At 72.5% G+C, this 18,619-nt stretch carries 12 protein-coding genes and 1 tRNA gene; 4 read left to right on the top strand and 9 right to left on the bottom strand.

The genetic code is table 11. The features are described 5' to 3' along the window. Window positions 1–48 precede the first annotated feature (48 nt). The 6 genes from pknB to ACZ5WK_RS21960 all read right to left on the bottom strand — a co-directional run bounded on the left by pknB (window position 49) and on the right by ACZ5WK_RS21960 (window position 8,657). Window positions 49–2,181, bottom strand: a complete 2,133-nt coding sequence (pknB, locus tag ACZ5WK_RS21985; protein ID WP_465549160.1) for a Stk1 family PASTA domain-containing Ser/Thr kinase — start codon at window positions 2,179–2,181, stop codon at window positions 49–51. Between the two features lie 261 nt (window positions 2,182–2,442). Next, window positions 2,443–3,897, bottom strand: a complete 1,455-nt coding sequence (locus tag ACZ5WK_RS21980; RefSeq protein ID WP_465549158.1) for a peptidoglycan D,D-transpeptidase FtsI family protein — start codon at window positions 3,895–3,897, stop codon at window positions 2,443–2,445. Then, window positions 3,894–5,363: an FtsW/RodA/SpoVE family cell cycle protein gene (locus ACZ5WK_RS21975; protein ID WP_396322968.1), complete on the bottom strand. Its 1,470-nt coding sequence runs from the start codon at window positions 5,361–5,363 to the stop codon at window positions 3,894–3,896. The genes ACZ5WK_RS21980 and ACZ5WK_RS21975 overlap by 4 nt, the downstream gene beginning before the upstream one ends. A gap of 141 nt (window positions 5,364–5,504) precedes the next feature. Then, window positions 5,505–7,151, bottom strand: a complete 1,647-nt coding sequence (locus ACZ5WK_RS21970; RefSeq protein ID WP_465549156.1) for a PP2C family protein-serine/threonine phosphatase — start codon at window positions 7,149–7,151, stop codon at window positions 5,505–5,507. Window positions 7,152–7,204: 53 nt separating this feature from the next. Further along, window positions 7,205–7,744, bottom strand: coding sequence for an FHA domain-containing protein FhaB/FipA (locus tag ACZ5WK_RS21965; RefSeq protein WP_396322966.1), 540 nt, complete (start codon window positions 7,742–7,744; stop codon window positions 7,205–7,207). Between the two features lie 46 nt (window positions 7,745–7,790). Next, the gene (locus ACZ5WK_RS21960; RefSeq protein ID WP_465549153.1) at window positions 7,791–8,657 is read right to left on the bottom strand and encodes an FhaA domain-containing protein; all 867 of its coding nucleotides are present in this window, start codon (window positions 8,655–8,657) and stop codon (window positions 7,791–7,793) included. A 419-nt stretch (window positions 8,658–9,076) separates the two neighbouring features. On the opposite strand from ACZ5WK_RS21960, the gene ACZ5WK_RS21955 reads away from it, so the two are divergent. After that, window positions 9,077–9,160: transfer RNA gene (locus tag ACZ5WK_RS21955), tRNA-Leu, on the top strand. A 112-nt stretch (window positions 9,161–9,272) separates the two neighbouring features. Here the strand turns inward: ACZ5WK_RS21955 and ACZ5WK_RS21950 are convergent. Next, on the bottom strand, window positions 9,273–10,415 hold the full coding sequence (locus ACZ5WK_RS21950) for a sensor histidine kinase (protein ID WP_465549151.1): 1,143 nt from the start codon (window positions 10,413–10,415) through the stop codon (window positions 9,273–9,275). Beyond that, window positions 10,412–11,062 (bottom strand): response regulator, encoded by a 651-nt coding sequence (locus tag ACZ5WK_RS21945; RefSeq protein ID WP_465549209.1) that lies wholly within the window; start codon window positions 11,060–11,062, stop codon window positions 10,412–10,414. The genes ACZ5WK_RS21950 and ACZ5WK_RS21945 overlap by 4 nt, the downstream gene beginning before the upstream one ends. Window positions 11,063–11,400: 338 nt before the next feature. Between ACZ5WK_RS21945 and ACZ5WK_RS21940 the strand changes: the two genes are divergently transcribed. Both ACZ5WK_RS21940 and ACZ5WK_RS21935 read left to right on the top strand, forming a co-directional pair. Then, window positions 11,401–13,221, top strand: coding sequence for a phosphatidylglycerol lysyltransferase domain-containing protein (locus ACZ5WK_RS21940; protein WP_465549149.1), 1,821 nt, complete (start codon window positions 11,401–11,403; stop codon window positions 13,219–13,221). A 298-nt stretch (window positions 13,222–13,519) separates the two neighbouring features. Then, window positions 13,520–14,212, top strand: a complete 693-nt coding sequence (locus ACZ5WK_RS21935; RefSeq protein WP_465549147.1) for a hypothetical protein — start codon at window positions 13,520–13,522, stop codon at window positions 14,210–14,212. Window positions 14,213–14,358: 146 nt separating this feature from the next. On the opposite strand, the gene ACZ5WK_RS21930 is transcribed toward ACZ5WK_RS21935, so the two are convergent. Next, window positions 14,359–17,121 (bottom strand): ATP-binding SpoIIE family protein phosphatase, encoded by a 2,763-nt coding sequence (locus tag ACZ5WK_RS21930; RefSeq protein WP_465549145.1) that lies wholly within the window; start codon window positions 17,119–17,121, stop codon window positions 14,359–14,361. Between the two features lie 319 nt (window positions 17,122–17,440). Between ACZ5WK_RS21930 and ACZ5WK_RS21925 the strand changes: the two genes are divergently transcribed. Beyond that, on the top strand, window positions 17,441–18,601 hold the full coding sequence (locus ACZ5WK_RS21925; protein WP_465549143.1) for a rhodanese-like domain-containing protein: 1,161 nt from the start codon (window positions 17,441–17,443) through the stop codon (window positions 18,599–18,601). Window positions 18,602–18,619 lie beyond the last annotated feature (18 nt).

Raw genomic sequence — 18,619 nt, 5'->3', positions numbered from 1 at the left:
CGACGGGCCCTCGGGCGGTTCCGGCCTCAGAACCAGGGGAACGGGCGGCTAGGGGGCGCCCCCTTTGGTGTTGGAAGGTGAGGGGTTGGGGGAGTCGCCCCCTTTGGTCGGCTCCGGCGGCTTCACCACCAGGGTGATCGACGTGTTCGGATCCACCTGGGTGCCCGCGGCCGGCATGGAACCCGTGACCATGCCGTTCGGGTCCTGCGAGCCGAGCAGCGTGTAGCCCAGCCCGGCCTGCTGCAGCTGCTTGATGGCGTCCTTGACCAGGACGTTCTGCAGCGGCGGGACGGTGGCCTTGTCCGGCGCCTTGTAGATGGTCAGGACGATCTTCGAGTTGGCCGGGGCCTTGCTGTTCGGCGGGACCGACTGCGAGGCGACGGTGTTGACCTTGGTCGGGTCGTTGGTCTGCGTGGTCTTCGAGGCGTCGACCTGGAAGCCGGCGCTCTCCAGCGCGGTCTGCGCGGCCTCCTTCTGCTGGCCGACCACGCCGGGGACGGTGACCTTGGTCTTGCCCTGCGAGACGGTGAGCTTGACCGGGGCGGTCGGGTCACCGGGCGCGTTGCCCGCCGGGTCCTGGGCGGTGACCGTCTCCTGGGGAGCGGTGTCGTCGTCCTTGTACTCGGTGGTGACGTTGGTGAAGCCGGCGTCGGCGAGCGCCTTGGTGGCCTGGTCCTTCGTCTTGCCGACCACGCTCGGCACGTTCGCCTTGGCCGGGCCGGAGGAGAGCTGCACCGTGATCGTGGCGGTCTCGGCGACCTGGGTGGGGGCCGCGGGGGTCTGGGTGCAGACCTGGTCCTTCTTGATGGTGGAGTCCGGGCAGGCGATCTTCTCGCCCTCGGTCACCACCAGCTTGGGACCGGCCTGCTGGGCCACGGTCCTGGCCTCGGCCAGGCTCTTGCCCACCAGGTTCGGCGCCGCGATCTTGGGCGCCTCCTTGGCGGTGTCCTTCTTGTTGTTGAACATCGCCTGGGCGACGAAGAAGGTGCCGACCAGGACCAGCACGGCGGCGACCGCCAGCACGATCCAGGACGTGCTGCTCTTCTTCGGGGGCTCCTCGCCGCGACGGCCGCCGCGGTGGCCGTCGTCGTAGCCGTCGTTGCCGCCGCCCGGGCCGCCCGCGTAGGTCTGGCCGTAGCCGTCGTCCGGGTAACCGGGCTGCTGGCCGTAACCGGGCTGGCCGCCGGCCTGCGGCAGCACCGTGGTGGGCCCGCCGGGCTGCTGCGGCAGCACGTTGGTCTGGCCGTACGGGTCGTGCTGCTGCGGGTAGCCGTTCTGGTCGTAGCCGTACCCGCCGGCGCCCATGCCGTACGCGGCGGCCTGCTGGGCGGCGGCCACCGGCAGGCCGTCGAGGAAGCGCTCGATGTCGTCGCGCATCTCGTCGGCGCTCTGGTACCGGTAGTCGCGGTCCTTGGCGAGCGCCTTCAGCACGATCGCGTCGATCTCGGGGCGCACCTCGGGGTCGAAGACGGACGGCGGCTGCGCCTCCTCCCGGACGTGCTGGTACGCCACCGCGACCGGCGAGTCGCCGACGAACGGCGGGCGCACGGTCAGCAGCTCGTACAGCAGGCAGCCGGTGGAGTAGAGGTCGGAGCGGGCGTCGACCTGCTCGCCCTTGGCCTGCTCGGGGGAGAGGTACTGGGCGGTGCCGATGACGGCGGAGGTCTGCGTCATCGTCATCCCGGCGTCGCCCATCGCCCGCGCGATGCCGAAGTCCATGACCTTGACGTTGCCCTGCCGGGTCAGCATGACGTTGGCGGGCTTGATGTCGCGGTGCACGATGCCGGCCCGGTGCGAGTACTCCAGGGCCTGGAGGATGCCGATGGTCATCTCCAGCGCACGCTCCGGCAGCAGCCGGCGGCCGGAGTGCAGCAGCTCGCGCAGGGTGGACCCCTCGACGTACTCCATCACGATGTACGGGATGGAGATGCCGTCGATGTAGTCCTCGCCGGTGTCGTACACGGCGACGATGGCGGGGTGGTTCAGCGACGCCGCGGACTGTGCCTCACGACGGAAGCGGGCCTGGAAGGACGGATCGCGGGCCATGTCGGCCCGGAGCGTCTTCACTGCGACGGAACGGCCGAGCCGGGAGTCATGGGCGAGGTACACCTCGGCCATGCCGCCGCGTCCGAGGACGCCGCCGAGCTCGTACCTGCCGCCTAGGCGACGAGGCTCTTCCATAGTTCCGACCCTCTCCCTCACCCGCCGGTGAGGTTGTGACGTAGGTGTCCCCGCACGCTCTGAGTGACGCCGGCCCGGCCCCGGGTGGTTCTGCGATCAGGACCCTGTGACGCCTCGCGGGCGGCAACGGGCACACCCGCTGCTTGCGGATACGCTACCGGTCGCACGGCGCCGGACCGGAGCCGCCCGTCGGCCGATACCAGACCGGTATCCGGACGGGGGTGCCGATCGTGACATTCCACTCACCCGTGACGCCGCCCCCTACTTGCCGAGGGCGGCCTGCATGACCGCCTTTGCGATGGGTGCGGCCAGCCGGCCGCCGCTGATGCCGTCACGGTTGTTGGAGCCGTCCTCGACCACGACCGCCACCGCGACGGACTGGCCGTCGGCGGTCTTGGCGTACGAGGTGAACCAGGCGAACGGCAGGCCGGCGTTGTCCTCGCCGTGCTGCGCGGTACCGGTCTTGCCGCCCACGGTCAGGCCCGGGATCCTGGCGTTCTTGCCGGTGCCGTTCTCGACCACCGAGACCATCATGTCCTGCAGCTTCTGCGCGGTGGCGGGGCTCATCGCCTGGGAGAACTGCTTCTCGGTGTGCTTGGAGATGGTGGTCAGCGAGGCCGAGCGCTCCTGGTCGATCAGGTACGGCTGCATCAGCGAGCCGTTGTTGGCGATCGCGGCGGAGACCATGGCCATCTGCAGCGGGGTGGCCCGGGTGTCGTGCTGGCCGATCGAGTCCAGCGCGACCCCGTCCGGGGTGGAGTCGGTCGGGAAGACGCTCTTCTCGGAGCGGACCGGGGTGTCCACCGTGGTGTTGAAGCCGAACTTCTCGGCCTGGGCCCGCATCTTCTCCTTGCCGAGCTCGGCGCCGATCTTCCCGTAGACGGTGTTGCAGGACCAGTCCATGGCGACCTTGAGCGTGGCGTTCTCGCAGGGCTCGTTGTCGCTCTCGTTCTTGAGCTCGGTCTTGGTGCCCGGCAGGACGTACGGCTTCGGGGTCTGGGTCTGGTCGTCGATGCCCTGGAACACGCCGTTCTCGAACGCCGCCGCCGCGGTGACCAGCTTGAACGTCGAGCCGGGCGGGTACGTCTCGCGCAGCGCGCGGTTGAGCAGCGGCTTGTTCGGGTCGTTGAGCAGGTCGTTGTAGGCCTTGGAGTCGGACGACTCGAAGCCGGCGAAGGTGCTGGGGTCGTAGGACGGGGTGGAGACCAGCGCCAGGATCGCCCCGGTGCGCGGGTCGATCGCCGCCACCGCGCCCTTCTTGCCGGCGAGGCCGTCGAAGGCGGCCTTCTGGGCCTTGGCGTTGATCGTCGTGAGGACGTCGCCGCCCTTCTTCTGCTCCCCGGTCAGCATGTCCAGGGTGTTGCGGAAGAACAGCCGGTCGTCGGTGCCGGAGAGGAAGTCGTCCTCCAGGCCCTCGAGACCGGTGTTCTGGAACGCCGAGGTGTAACCGGTGACCGGGGCGTAGAGCTGCCCGTCCGTGTAGGAGCGCTTGTACTTGAAGCGCAGGCCGTTCACGAAGTCGGACTGGGTGACCGGCTGCCCGCCGACGACGATGTTGCCGCGCGGGTGGGCGTACCGGTCGTAGACCTGGCGCTTGTTGTTCTTGTTGGTGGCCCAGGCGTCGGCCTGGACCCCCTGCACCCAGTTGGTGCGCACCATCAGGGCCAGGATCAGGACGAGGCAGAAGATCGAGACCCGGCGGATCGGCTTGTTCACGAGGCGGTTCCCCCCTGGGTCTCGGTGGCCGGGGCCGGTTCCGCCCCGGGGCGGCGGGCGCTGTCGCTGATCTTCAGCAGGATCGCGACCAGGGCCCAGTTGGCGACCACCGAGGACCCGCCCTGGGCGAGGAACGGCATGGTCATACCAGTCAGCGGGATCAGGCCGGTGACGCCGCCGGCCACCACGAAGACCTGGAGCGCCATGGCCGAGGAGAGGCCGACGGCGAACAGCTTGCCGAACGGGTCGCGGGCGGCGACCGCGGTGCGCAGGCCGCGCTGGACCAGCAGGGCGTAGAGCATGAAGATCGCCATCAGGCCGGTGAGCCCGAGCTCCTCGCCGAACGAGCCGAGGATGAAGTCGCTCTTGGCGGCGAAGTCGATCAGCCAGGAGCGACCCTGGCCGAGGCCGGAGCCGGTGACCCCGCCGGAGCCCAGCGCCATCAGCGACTGGCCGATCTGTTCGGTCGAGCCCGGTGGCGGTTTGGGCCCGAAGGCGGCCATCGGGTCGAGCCAGGCGTCGATGCGGACCTTGACGTGGCTGGCGGTGGAGGCGACCGCGACGGCGCCGCCGACGGACATCAGCAGGCCGAAGACGATCCAGCTGGTGCGCTCCGTGGCGACGTAGAGCATCACCACGAAGAGGCCGAAGTACAGGAAGGACGAGCCGAGGTCGTTCTCGAAGATCAGGATCAGCAGGCTGAGCAGCCAGATCACGATGATCGGTCCGAGGTCGCGGCCGCGCGGCAGGTAGAGGCCCATGAACCGGCGGCTGGCCAGCGCCAGGGCGTCCCGCTTCACCATCAGGTAGCCGGCGAAGAAGACGGTCAGGATGATCTTGGCGAACTCACCGGGCTGGATCGAGAAGGCGCCCATCCGGATCCAGATCTTGGCGCCGAAGTCCTCCTTGCGGGCCGGGAAGAAGGCCGGCGCCGCGAGCAGCACCAGGGCCGCCGCCATCGAGATGTAGGTGTAGCGCTGGAGGACCCGGTGGTCCTTCAGGAAGATCATCACGAAGATGAAGAACGCGACCCCGAGGCCGGACCACATCAGCTGGTTGGCGGCCGCGGGGTAGTTGTTGTGCAGCAGCTTCCCGGCCTTGTCGAGCCGCCAGATCATCACCACGCCGAGCCCGTTGAGCAGGGTGGCGATCGGCAGCATCAGCGGGTCCGCGTACGGCGCGAAGCGGCGCATCAGCAGGTGCGCGATCAGCGCGAGCGCGCCCATGCCGAGGCCGTAGCCGAGCATGCCGGCGGGCAGCGAGTCGTCCATCGCCAGGCCCACGTTGGCGTACGCCAGGACCGGCAGCACCACCGCGAAGGCCAGCATCGCCAGCTCGGTGTTGCGCCGGTTGGGCGTGCCCTGGGGGGAGATGGTGGTGTTGCCCCGGCGCCGGGAGGAGGCGCGGTCGGCCGGCACGTTCCCGGCCCGGCTGTTCGCGCCGTTGCTCACATCAGACGTACTCATGCTCCCACCTCGCTCCGCTCGGCAGGGGCAGTCGCCCGCACAGGCCCTTCGACGGTTCGCTCGCTTCGCTGTCTCACTTCGTGGCCGCTCCCTGACGGCCGGCAGGCCCGCTCCGGGCGGGCCTATGTCGGGTCGCGGCCGTCACGGCTTCGGGCAGGAGTCGGCCTTCTGCCGCTCCTCGTCGCTGAAGCCGGGCAGGTCGTTCTGCGGCCCGGTGGCCGGGGCGGCGGCGCTCTGGCTGGGAGCCGCCGTACTCGGGGTCTGGGTCGGGGTCGGGGTGGTGGGGGCTGCGCTGGGCGCGACCGCCGCCGGGCCCCGGTTGGTCGCCGCCGGGCTGGGCGAGGTGGCCGTCACGAATCCGACGTGCGACACCGCCGCGGCGGGCGCGGTGCCCGGCTGCCCGGCGGCGGGGGTGCCCGCCGGCTGGTTGGCGGCGTTGGCCCGGGTCTCCACGACCCGGTGGCAGAACGCGGCCTGCTCGCTCAGCTTCTTCACCTTGTCGCCGGCGTCGCCGAGGCTGCTGGCGGAGATGGTGTTGGCGACGAGGGTGCGCTGGTCCTGCGGCAGGTACTTGAGTTCGACGTCCTTGTAAGAGGTGTGCACCGAGGACAGGCTCAGGCCGGCCAGGCTCTGGTTGAGGCCCTGGTAGACGGCGACGTGGTCACCGTCCGCGCCGACGTAGTACTGGTCCTGGGTCCACTGGTAGCCGAAGAAGCCGGCGCCGCCGAGCAGGCCCAGGGTGACCAGCGCGACCAGCGAGAGCTTGAGCGCCTTGCCCTTGCGCTTCGGCTGCTCCTCGTCGAACTCCTCGGTGCCGTAGACCGGCGGCTCGCCCGCGTCGTAGCCCTCGGCCGGGCCGAAGCCGGCCGGGGCGGCGCCGTAGCCGGCGTCGTAGCCCTCGGCGGGACCGAAGGCGCCCTGCGGGGAGCGCCCGAGGCCGGCCGCCCGGCCGGCCGGGGTGTCCCGGATCGACTGGTCGGCGGCGGCCGAGGACGGCGGGGTCTCGGCGACCGCGCCGACGACCACCGGGACGTCGTTGAACTGGCCGCTCAGGGTGTCCGTGGCGCCGACGTCGATGACGTCCGCCACGATGCAGGTGATGTTGTCCGGACCGCCGCCGCGCAGCGCGAGCTGGATCAGCTCCTGCACGGTCTGCTCGGGGGAGTAGAAGCTCCCGAGGGTGTCCTGGAGGGTCTGGTGGCTGACCGGGCCCGAGAGGCCGTCGGAGCAGATCAGGTAGCGGTCGCCGGCCCGGACCTCGCGGATCGACAGGTCGGGCTCGACCTGGCCGCGGCCGTCCAGCGCCCGCATCAGCAGCGAGCGCTGCGGGTGGGTCTCGGCCTCCTCGGGTGTGATCCGGCCCTCGTCGACCAGCCGCTGCACCCAGGTGTGGTCCTGGGTGATCTGCACCAGCGAGCCGTCCCGCAGCAGGTAGGCGCGCGAGTCGCCGACGTGCACCAGGCCCATCCGCTGCCCGGTCCAGAGCATCGCGGTGAGGGTGCAGCCCATGCCCTCCAGCTGCGGGTCCTCCTCGACCATCTGCCGGAGGCGGTCGTTGGCACCCTGGACGGCTTCGCCGAGCAGGGTCAGCAGGTCGGCGCCGGGCACGTCCTCGTCCAACCGGACGATCGAGCCGAGCACCTCGGAGGACGCGACCTCGCCGGCCGCGGCGCCGCCCATGCCGTCGGCCACGGCCAGCAGCCGTGGCCCGGCATAGCCGGAGTCCTCGTTACCCTCCCGGATCAGCCCCTTGTGGGAGCCGGCGGCGAAGCGCAGCACCAGGGTCATGCGACCTGAGCCCCCCTCTGGGTCATGGACGGGATGCTGTCCCTCATGCGCTACTACTTCCGCAGTTCGATGACGGTCCTGCCGATACGGATCGGCATGCCCGGCTGGAGCGGCGTCGGCGCCGTCAGGCGCTGCCGGTCCAGATAGGTGCCGTTGGTGGAGCCTAGATCCTCGACCGTCCACTGCCCAGTCTGATCCGGATAGATCCTGGCATGCCGGGAGGACGCGTAGTCGTCGTCCAGCACGATGGTGGAGTCGTGCGCGCGGCCCAGCGTGATGGTCTGGCCCTGCAGCGCAACGGTCGTGCCGGCCAGCGAGCCCGCCACCACGACCAGCTGGGTCGGGGCACCGCGGCGGCGCCCGCCGCCCTGGGTCTGCTGGACAGCGGGGGCGCCGGACGGGCCCTGTGGGGCGCGCCCGGGCGCGGGGGCCGGCGCAGCGGCCGCCGCGGCGGCGCCGCCACGGCGGGAGGAACGGGGGTTCACCCGCGTCCCGAACAGGTCACTGCGGATCACCTGGACCGCGACGATGACGAACAGCCACAGTACGGCGAGGAAGCCCAGCCGCATGACCGTGAGGGTCAGTTCTGACATGGCCGGCCCGCCCGTGAGTGAGCGAAGCGAGCGAACAAATCGGACACTACCCTTCGACCTGTCGGTAGACGATGGTGGTGGAGCCCACGACGATTCGAGAGCCGTCGCGGAGCGTAGCGCGCTGGGTGTGCTGTCCGTCCACCACGATGCCGTTGGTGGACCCCAGGTCGAGCACCATCGAGGGCGTTCCGGGACGGATCTCGGCGTGCTTGCGGGAGACCCCGGGGTCGTCGATCCGCACGTCGGCCTCGGTGGAGCGGCCGAGCACGCAGGCGTTCCCGGTGATCTGGTGGCGGGCGCCGTTCACCTCGATCCAGCGGCGGACCGAGGTGCCGTGGCCGGCGCCGGGGAACGGGCGGACGTTGCCGCCGGCGGGAGCAGGCTGGCCCGGGGGCATGGCGGGGGGCGCGGCCGGCGGCGGGGGCGCACCGTACTGGGCGGCGCCCTGCTGCTGCCACGGTGCGCCGGGGGCCGGGGCGGCCGGCGGGCGGCCGTAGCCCCCCGGGGCGGGCTGCGCCGGGGCCTGCTGCTGCGGCTCCTCGGAGGCCAGCGTGCGGCTGCGCACCCGGTACAGGCCGGTGTCCAGGTCGTCGGCCTTCTCCAGGTTCACCTGGAGCGGGCCCATGAAGGAGTACCGCTGGGCCTCCGCGTACTCGCGGACCATTCCGGCGAGCTCGGTGCCCAGCTGGCCGGAGTAGGGGCTCAGGCGCTCGAAGTCGTGCGGGCTCAGCTCGACGATGAAGTCGTTGGGCACGACCGTGCGGTCGCGGTTCCAGATGCTCGCGTTGTTGTCGCACTCACGCTGCAGAGCGCCGGCGATCTCCACGGGCTGGACCTCGGACTTGAACACCTTGGCGAAGGTGCCGTTGACGAGACCCTCAAGTCGCTGCTCGAACTTCTTCAGCACTCCCATGGGGCACCCCCTTCCAGGGTTCGTTCGCCTGCCTGCCGACCGGATCCCGGGGGAGAGCCGGTGACGCCTACTTGCGGTACTTCCGTACTGATCGTATCCACGCCGGGGCCATCCGTACGGTTCCCCGACCGAGTGGTGACCGCAGGTGGGCTCGGACACACAGGGTGACGCATCCCGGCGGCAGCATGCCAGGGCTACCCGCCGGAGGGGGCTGCCATCCCTCGCCCGCCTGTTCGCCGGGCATCCGTTCGGATGCGCTCGGCCGCCCCGGGAAACGGATTCGGAGGTGACCCGCAGGTCGTGCTACTGTTTTCCACGTCGGAAGGGGCGCCCGCAAGGGAGCCGGATCGAAGAACCGCGAAGGCCACATGGTACCGAGCGGGTCGGCTGATCGGCTGGCAACCACGACAAACACCCATGCGCGGGTGGCGGAATAGGCAGACGCGCTGGATTCAGGTTCCAGTGCCCGAAAGGGCGTGGGGGTTCAACTCCCCCCTCGCGCACAGCGAAGCCCCGCAGATCTTCGGATCTGCGGGGCTTTCTCGTTCCCCGGAGAGTCCCACCCGGGCGGCTCCGATCGGGCCGCCACCGGGCGGCCCCCGGTGGCGGGTGGCTTCAGCCGCGGGAGGCGGGGAGGTCGGCGCGGACCTCGAAGCCGCCGTTGGCGGTCGGGCCGGCCGACAGGGTGCCGCCGAGCAGCTGGGCGCGCTCGCGCAGGCCGACCAGGCCGTGGCCGCCGCCGGGCAGGGTCTCGGCGGGCCGGACCGGCGGGGCGTCGTTGCGGACCTCCACCCGCAGCCGGTGGCCGCGGGCCCGGACCTTCACGTGCACGGCGGCGTCCGGGGCGTACTTGGTGATGTTGGTGAGCGCCTCCTGCACGGTGCGGTAGGCGGCCCGTTCGACCGCCTCCGGCCACGGTCGGTCACCGGGGAACAGCTCGGCCTCGGCGGCCAGGCCGCTCTCCTCGATCAGGCGGGTCAGGTCGGCCAGCCGGGGCTGCGGGGCCAGCGGGGCGTCCCCGCGCGTGCCGGCGGCGCGCAGCACCCCGACCATCTGGCGCAGCTCGTCGAGGGTGCGCACGGAGAGCTCCCGGATGGTCCGGGCGGTGGCCGCGGCGGCCGGGTCGGCGGTGCTGACCTGGAGTGCGCCGGCCTGGATGCTGATCAGGCTGACCTGGTGGGAGACCACGTCGTGCATCTCCCGGGCGAGGCGGCCGCGCTCGCTGATCAGCACCCGCTCGGCGAGCAGCCGGCTCTCCCGCTCCTGGCCCCGGGTCAGCTCGTCCAGCCGGGCCGCCAGCTCCCGCCTGGTCCGCGCGAGCATGCCGGTGGCGGCCGGGCCGGCGGCCAGCATCACCGACTGGATGGCGTACAGCGCGGTGTCCCGGCTGAGGGCGAAGCTCTGCTCGGAGATCGGCCAGTGGAAGAACTCGACCAGGGCGAAGAGGGTCGCGCACGGCACCACCACGCGCGGGCTGGAGCGCTCGGCGGCCACCGTGTAGACGGCGGTGATCGGGGCGAGCCAGATGTCGTCGACGTAGCTGCCGGGCATGGTCAGCAGCAGCACGGTGACGGGGAAGCGCCGGCGCCAGAGCAGGACGACGGCGGCGAGCGTGGAGAGCGTCACCTGCCACCAGGGCGTGTCCCGGGCCACCAGCGCGGCGTCCACCAGGGAGTAGAGCGTGGGCAGCAGCAGCATCAGCCAGGGTGCGGTGAACCAGGCCGGGGTGCGTCTGGCGGGGGCCGGCTCGGCGGTCATGCCCCGTCGCCGGGCTTGGGCCGGACCAGACCGGCCCGGTGGGCGATGACGGCGGCCTGGACCCGGTTGGCGGCGCCGAGCTTGCCGAGGATCGCGCTTATGTGGTCCTTCACGGTGCCGGTGCCGAGGAAGAGGCGGTCGGCGATCTCGGCGTTGGACAGGCCCTCGCCGAGCAGTGCCAGCACGTCGAGCTCGCGGCCGGTGAGGGTACGGGCCAGCGTGGCGGCCTCGGCGTCCGGGCCGCCGCCGTCCACGTAGCCGCCGATCACGGTGCGGGTCACGGTCGGGGAGAGGATGTTGCCGCCGGCCGCGAGCACCCGGACGGCGTGGACGAGCTGGTCCGGGGCGGTGTCCTTGAGGAGGAACCCGGCCGCGCCGGCGCGCAGCGCGGTACCGATGTACTCGTCGCTGTCGAAGGTGGTGAGCATCGCCACGGCCGGCGGCTCGGGCAGGGCGCGCAGCCGGCGCAGCACCGAGATGCCGTCCAGGTCGGGCATCCGGATGTCGAGCAGCACCACGTGCGGTCGCAGGCGCTGGACGCACTGCTCGGCCTGGCTGCCGGAGCAGTCGCCGACCACCTCCAGATCGGGCGCGGAACCGACGATGAGGCCGAGGCCGGAGCGGACCAGGATCTCGTCGTCCACGATCAGCACGCGGGTGGTGGTGATGGTCCCTCCTCGGTTCGGGCGGCCGGGCGGGCCGGTCCGTTCGGTGCAGTCTCCCTGAGCAGTTCGAGACTAGGGCGTGACGGCCCGGGGTGCCGAAACGCGCGGCGGGCGGACCCCCGCCGTTCGGCGGGGGTCGGAATCGGCAACCGGGTTCACGCAATTCTCACCTTGGGTGGGGAACCATGGAGTTGGCTGCCCCTTTGCGGTTCCACGGCCGCGGTTCCCGGGCCGCCGGTCAGTCCGTCGGGCCCGTGCGGGCGCCCGGCGCCGGGCCGTGTGCGGATGCGCCCCACCATCTGATCGTTTGGAATTGAGCTGTGTCGTCCACTGTGAAGCCGGAGCCGTCCGCAGAGCCCAGGTCCGCCGCCCTGAGTGAGCGCTGGCGGCCGCGGGCCGCCGCGGCCACCGTCTGGTACCTGCGGCTGCTGGCTCTGCTGAACCTGGTGACGGTGCTGCTGGTGCCGTTCAAGGACCAGGTGACCGAGCACAACGAGGGCGAGTACTTCACCCCGTACCTGATGACGGCCGGCCTGAGCAGCGCGGTGCTGTCGGCGTTCCTGGCGGTCGCGATGCGGCGGCGCAAGCGGGCCGCGTGGATCTTCAACATGGCGCTGGCCGGGCTCTTCGCGGTGCTCTACCTGGTCGCCATGGTGCTCCCGGGCGAGCGGTTCAACCACCACGCGCTGAACTACATCTCCACCATGCTGACCTGCCTGTTCGTGCTGGCGCTGCTGGTCGGGCGGAAGGAGTTCACCTCCAAGGGCGACCGTTCCAACCCGAAGACGGCGGCCGCGACCTTCGTCGGCGGCCTGGTCTTCGGCGGCCTGGTCGGGGCGCTGCTGGTCTGGCTGAACAACGGCCTCACGGGCGCCGGCTTCTGGGACCTCTTCCGTTACTCGGTCGGCCGGATGATCACCATCACGCCGACCCAGCACCTGCGTTCGGTGATCGACTCGCCGACCTGGGTGGACGCCGTCATCAACTTCATGGGCGGTGCGCTGTTCCTCCTGGTGCTCTACGTGGCGTTCCGCAGCCCCAGGGACAAGGAGCTGCTGACCGAGGAGGACGAGGCGAAGCTGCGCGCGCTGCTGGACAAGCAGGGCGAGCGGGACTCGCTGGGCTACTTCGCGCTGCGCCGGGACAAGGCCGTGGTCTTCTCCCCCAGCGGCAAGGCGGCCGTGACGTACCGGGTGGTCGGCGGTGTCTCGCTCGCCTCGGGCGACCCGATCGGGGACCCGGAGGCCTGGCCCGGCGCGATCGACGCGTGGCTGGCCGAGGCCCGCGAGCACGCCTGGGCGCCGGCCGTGATGGGCGCCTCCGAGGAGGCCGGGGTGATCTACGCCCGGCACGGGCTGGACGCGCTGGAGCTGGGCGACGAGGCGATCGTCGAGCTGGACGAGTTCTCGCTGGACGGCCGGGCGATGCGGGTGGTGCGCCAGGCCTACAACCGGGTCAAGCGGGCCGGCTACACCGTGCGGATCCGCCGCCACGAGTCCATTCCCGAGTCGGAGATGGCCGACCTGGTGGCCAAGGCCGACCAGTGGCGCGACGGGGCGACCGAGCGCGGCTTCTCGATGGCGCTCGGCCGGCTCGGCGACCCGGGCGACGGGCGCTGCGTGATGCTGGAGTGCCACGACGGGGACGGCGAGCTGAAGGCGCTGCTGAGCTTCGTGCCGTGGGGGGCGGACGGACTGTCGCTGGATCTGATGCGCCGGGCCCGGGACACCGAGAACGGCCTGATGGAGTTCATGGTGATCGAACTTCTCCAGCGGGCGGACGAGGTCGGACTGGCCCGGGTGTCGTTGAACTTCGCGATGTTCCGTTCCGTTTTCGAGCGTGGTTCACGGCTCGGTGCGGGGCCGGTCCTCCGGCTCTGGCGCTCGGTCCTGGGCTTCTTCTCGCGCTGGTGGCAGATCGAATCGCTGTACCGGGCCAACGCCAAGTACCGGCCGATCTGGGAGCCGCGCTACCTGCTGTTCGAGAAGAGCAGCGAGATTCCGCGGATCGGTATCGCCAGCGCGCGGGCCGAGGGCTTCATCACCGCACCGAGCCTGCCCGCCCTGTTCCGTCGTCGACACTCCGGAGCCGTGACCGCGGCTCCCCGGGTGCCGGTGGCGGCGCGGGATGGGAAGGGGTAGTCCCTCCGCCGGGGGGCGGAGGGGACCGTCGTCCGAATGGGGGTGCTTCGGGGTTATGTCTCCCCCCAGAGGATGACGGCGATCAACATTTATGCCGATGTGGATTCATTAATCGGCTTCTAATGTTGGAGTGGTCGGGAAGGCGTTCCGGCTTCGGGGATGGCTTCGGGGATTTGGAGAGACGGCTGTGATTCACAGGACCCACGCGGGGGGCGTGCGGAAGGGGCCGCTGGCTATTGCCGGTGCGGCCGCTGTCGCCGAGTGGGGAACGTTGTTCGGGGTGGTCCGTGAACGGCTGATGGCGAAGAAACTCGCCGCCGTTCCGCTCGCCACCTCGGCGACCGCCCTGATCCTGCTGTTCAGCGTCGTGCAGCACCTGCCGGGCGGCGAGCGGTTCGTCACCCACATCGGGGTGGTGAAGGCGGCACTGCCGCTGGACGTCTCGCTGCTGCGCACGCCGCTCTCGCTGTACGTGCCGGCGCTGGACCTCCCGGTCTGGGGAGCGCTGGCCCAGGTCTTCGTGGTCTTCGGCATCGCCGAGATCGTGCTCGGGCGGCGGCTGACCCTGGTGGTGGCCTACACCTGCACCCTGGCCGGGACGCTCTTCGCCCGGGTGGGCGTGGCGATCGGGCCGCACCACATGTTCGGCTTCCCGAAGTGGGTGGCGTACGTCCGCGACACCGGCCCCTCGGCGGCCGTGGTGGCTCTGGCGATCTGCATCGCGTTCCGCTGCCGGGCGTGGTTCACGGCCGGGCTGGTGACGGCGCTGATGGTCGGCGAGGCGGTCATCCTGCCGAACCTGGCGGGCCTGGAGCACGTCGTCGCAGTGATCACCGCGCTGCTGATCGCCGTCTCCGTGGAGGTCTTCGGGGACTTCTGGCCGCGGGTCCTGGCCGGCGTGGGGGCGGCGACCTCCGTGGCCGCGGCGGCGTCGATCGAAGTGGCGGCGGAGGCCCGGCGGCGGACGCCCGCGGGCGCGGCCCTGCCGTAACCCGCCCGCACGCCTCGGGGGCGCCCGGATCCGGTGGTGAGAGCCGGCCCGACCTCCGGGCCCACCCTCCGGCCCGGAGCGGTGACTCACGCGACGGCGCCCGGTACCCCCGGGTGCGGGCCGGAGCCCGCACCCGGTGACGGCGATCAGCCGCCCGGCGGTGCCGGCGGCAGCGGCAGCTCGAACCAGACCACCTTGCCGACGGCCTTGCGGGCCGTACCCCAGCGCTCGGCCAGCTTGGTGACCAGGGTCAGACCGCGGCCGGTCTCGCCGAGCTGCTCGGCCGGCTCCAGCGACGGCAGGTTGTGGTTGTCGTCGCTGACCTCGACCAGCAGCTTGTCCACCCGGATCAGCTGGAGCTGGACGCGGTCCCGGGCGACCCGGACGGCGTTCGTCACCAGCTCGCTGACCAGCAGCTCGGTGGTGTCGGCGAGCGCCTCCAGGTGCCAGCCGGCCAGCTGCTCGCGCACGAGCGCGCGGGCCCGGCGGACCTCGCGGTGGTCCACGGTGAGGTCCCAGGTGGCCACCTCGGTCGGTGCGACCCCGTCGAAGCGGGCCACCAGCAGGGCGACGTCGTCCTTGCGGTCGTCCGAGTGCAGCCGCTCCAGCACCACGTCGCAGGCCTGCTCGGGGCTCTGCTGAGGGTCGATCAGGTTGCCGCAGAGCGCGGCCAGCCCGGCTCCTATGTCCCCGCCCCGGACCTCGACCAGGCCGTCGGTGCAGAGCACCAGCATCGAGCCGTCGGTGACCTCGATGGTCTTGGCGACGAACGGCACCCCGCCGACGCCGATCGGCGCGCCGGCCGGGATCTCCAGCAGCTCGCCGCGGCCGTCCGGGTGCACCAGCACCGGGGGGACGTGGCCGGCGCTGGCCAGCTCGCACGTCCGGTTGATCGGGTCGTAGACCGCGTACAGACAGGTCGCGAGATGGTCGTCGCCGAGCTTGTGGGCCAGGTTGTCCAGATGGCGGAGCAGCTGGCCGGGCGGCAGGTCGAGGGCGGCGAGGGTCTGCATGGCGGTGCGGAAGCGTCCCATCGCGGCGGCGGAGTGCAGGCCGTGGCCCATCACGTCGCCGACGACCAGGGCGACCCGGCTGCCGGGGAGCTGGATCGCGTCGAACCAGTCCCCGCCGACCTCAGCCTTGGAGTCGCCCGGCAGGTAGCGGTGGGCGATCTGCACGCCGGGGATCTGCGGCGGGCGGGTCGGGATCATCGACCGTTGCAGGGTGGTGGCGACCTTGGACTCGGCGCGGTGCAGCCGGGCGTTGTCCAGCGAGAGCGCGGCGCGGGCGGCCAGCTCCTTGAGGGTGGCGGCGTCGCCCTCGTCGAAGGGGGCGCGGTCGGGCAGCCGGAGCAGCTTGAGGATGCCGAGCACGGTGCCCCGGGCGGAGAGCGGCACCACCAGCATCGAGCGGCCGGAGACCACCGAGGCGAGCCGGGCGCCGCCGAGCGCGACGGCGTAGTCGACCGCGACGTCCCGGCTGACCACCGGGACCAGGACCGGCTGGTTCAGCTGGAGGGCCATGCCGGGCGGGGTGTGGCGGGGCATCGCGACCAGCGAGCCCTCGGTGAGGACGTGGTCCCACTGGCCGGCGGACTCGTTGAAGACCAGGGCGACCCGGCGCAGCATCGTGTCGTCGTCCGGCCGGGCCTCGGGCAGCTCGGAGTCGGAGATCAGGCCGTCCACCAGGTCGACGCAGGCGAAGTCGGCGACCCGGGGGACGAGCACCTGGCAGAGCTCGTGCGCGGTGAAGCCGAGGTCCAGGGTGGTGCCGACCTTGCCGCCGACCTCGTTCAGCAGCGCCAGCTGCTCACCGGCCTGGCCGTTGGTGAGGAACGGGCCGAGCCGCCCGCCGGGCGGAGCGCCGCCGTCCGCACCGGAGGGGGCGGGGACGGTTGCGGGTGGGGCCTGGTCGCCCCGACGGGCCTGGTGGCCGTTGGCGGACGACTCGACGGCGGCCTGCTCGATGGTGGCGCCTCCTCTGGGCGGGGCCGGGACGGACGGGGCCGCGGCGGGCGCGCCGCCGACGGCGCCGGCGGGTCGGGCGGGCCGCTCGGCGGTCTCGCGCTGGGCGGGCAGCGGGCCGGGCGGGCGCCGACCGGGAGCGCCCTGTTCGGGCGGCGGCGGTGGGCCGAGCCGGGCGGCGCGCTGCTGGGCGGTCGGGTAGCGGCGGCCGATTCCGGCGGCCGCGTGCGCGGTTCCGGCCGGCGGGTCGGCGGGCAGCACGGGCAGCACGGTGACCGGGTCGAGCCGCAGGGCGGGGAGCCCGGCCCGGCCCAGTTCGTCGAGCAGCTGCTCCCGGTGGTCGGCGGGGCCGGCCGGCAGCATCCGGGCGAGCGGTTCGGGCACCGGGCGGCCGGGCGGGGCGAGCGCGGCGGAGAGGCGGTGGAAGCCGCCGCGGGCGGCGGGCGCGGCGGCGAACGGCAGCAGGCGCTCGCCGAGGGCCAGCCGCGGGCCGGCCGAGCGCAGCGGGCGGGCGTCGGCGGCCAGGGCCAGCAGGCCGCCGCCCGGGCCGGCCGGCCGGTAGGCCCACCAGAGCACGTCGCGCAGGTGCTCCTCGCGGTCGACGACCGGCATCCGCCCGGCCCACGGGCCGCCGTCGGCGGTCAGCGCGGCGAGGGTGTCCAGTGCGTCGCAGCGGCGGCGGGCGGTGCCGGCGGGCCCGGGGACGCCGCGCGGCTCGACGGCGGGCAGCAGCCCGGTGGCCGGGCGGTCGCGGACGACCTCGGCGCGGTGCCCGAAGAGCTCCTCGGCGGCCCGGCTCCACTGGGCGATCCGGCCCGACCGGTCGACCAGCACGAGGGCGAGCCGCACCAGGGCGACCACGCCTGACGGCTGGTCACCCGGCGCGGCCGCGGGCTCGGCGGCGGTGGCCGCCGGGCGCGGTGTGGAGTTGGGCTCGTCCACCATGGATTCGGTCTGCTCCCGCCTGGCCGCCACGCCTGGAGGCGGCCGTCTCTCTGGAGGAAGGCACGCTGTGCGGATACCAGCGAAGCACGGACAGGGCCGGGCTCGATAGCGAAACGGGGAGATTCATCAGTATCAGTTGCGTGTCACTCGGTGTGTGCCGCTCCGCACTCCTTGTCCACCCGGTCGGAGCAGCGCGTGCGAGGGTAGGGTGGGCGGCCGGGCCGCCCGGGGCGCGGGTACGCCGTACCGGGAGGGTCGCCCGCAGGGCCGGCCGGGCCGGACCGGTCCAGGCCGCGACAGGACGAGACAGAGGCGAGAAGTGACCGCGCAGATCCCCGTCCGCTGGACGGACCCGGAGCAGCAGGAGCTGGAGGAGCGGGTCGCCGCCGCCGAACTCGCCTGGCTCACCATGGACGTCGACATGCAGACGCTGCGGGTCGAGATCGACAACTTCGCCCTGATCCACCACCAGCTGCTCGGCCCGCTCTACGCCCGGCTGGACGAGCTGGACGCGCTGGTGGCCGAGACGGTGGCCGCCCGGACCGGGCACCCGGAGGACCTCCGGCTGGCCGCCGAGGCGCGCCGGCGGGTGGACGAACTCCCCGACCTGGACGCGCTGTTCGACAGCGTGCAGGAGCAGGAAGCGGCCCCGCCGCCGGCCGCTCCGGCCCGGGTGCGGCCCGGCCGGGAGGCCCAGCGGATCTACCGTGACCTCGTCCGCCGCGCCCACCCCGACCTGACCACCGACCCGGCCGAGCAGGAGCGCCGGGCCGCCTTCATCGCCCGGGTCAACGAGGCCTACGCGTACGGCGACAGCGCTGCACTGGAGGGCCTGGCCGCCGAGTGGTCCACCGCCCCCGAGGCGGCCCCCGCGCTCGACTCGCCCGACCGGCTCGGCTGGCTGCGCCGCCGGCTGGAGTGGCTCAACGCCAAGATCGCCGCGACCGCCACCGAGCAGGTCCGGCTGGAGAACACCGCGATGGGCCAGCTGCTCGCCCTCGCCCCGCAGGACCCGGACGGGCTGCTGGAGGAGCTGGCCGAGCAGCTGCTCGCCAAGGCCGCCGCCCAGCAGGCCGAGCTGGAGCGGCTCCTCGGAGCCCGGCCGGTGGGGGACAATGGCGGTGACCGGACCGAGCCCCAGGAGAGTCAGACGATGTTCGCCCAGATCCCCACCGCCGACGCCGCCTCCGTGCCCGCCGACGCCGCTCTGCTGGACGTCCGTGAGCAGGACGAATGGGACGCCGGGCACGTGGACGGCGCGCTGCACATCCCGATGGGGCAGCTGGTCGCGCGGATCGGCGAGCTGCCGGACGAGAAGCTGTACGTGCTCTGCCGGGTCGGCGGGCGCTCCGCGCAGGTCGTCCAGTACCTGGTGCAGAACGGCCGGGACGCGGTCAACGTGGACGGCGGCATGTACGCCTGGGAGGGCGCCGGCCGTCCGATGGTGGGCATCAACGGCCAGGACGCGTACGTCCTGTAGCGATCGATCGGGGAAGCC

The sequence above is a fragment of the Kitasatospora sp. NPDC032757 genome, assembly GCF_055579305.1.
The sequence above is the reverse complement of the archived record's forward strand: the minus strand, read 5'-3'. Positions and strand labels throughout refer to the sequence as shown.

Coding starts and splice junctions, on each gene's coding strand:
- pknB (WP_465549160.1), bottom strand. CDS start 2,181: ATGGAAGAGCCTCGTCGCCTAGGCGGCAGGTACGAGCTCGGCGGCGTC.
- ACZ5WK_RS21975 (WP_396322968.1), bottom strand. CDS start 5,363: ATGAGTACGTCTGATGTGAGCAACGGCGCGAACAGCCGGGCCGGGAAC.
- ACZ5WK_RS21970 (WP_465549156.1), bottom strand. CDS start 7,151: ATGACCCTGGTGCTGCGCTTCGCCGCCGGCTCCCACAAGGGGCTGATC.
- ACZ5WK_RS21965 (WP_396322966.1), bottom strand. CDS start 7,744: ATGTCAGAACTGACCCTCACGGTCATGCGGCTGGGCTTCCTCGCCGTA.
- ACZ5WK_RS21960 (WP_465549153.1), bottom strand. CDS start 8,657: ATGGGAGTGCTGAAGAAGTTCGAGCAGCGACTTGAGGGTCTCGTCAAC.
- ACZ5WK_RS21950 (WP_465549151.1), bottom strand. CDS start 10,415: ATGACCGCCGAGCCGGCCCCCGCCAGACGCACCCCGGCCTGGTTCACC.
- ACZ5WK_RS21935 (WP_465549147.1), top strand. CDS start 13,520: ATGGCGAAGAAACTCGCCGCCGTTCCGCTCGCCACCTCGGCGACCGCC.
- ACZ5WK_RS21930 (WP_465549145.1), bottom strand. CDS start 17,121: ATGGTGGACGAGCCCAACTCCACACCGCGCCCGGCGGCCACCGCCGCC.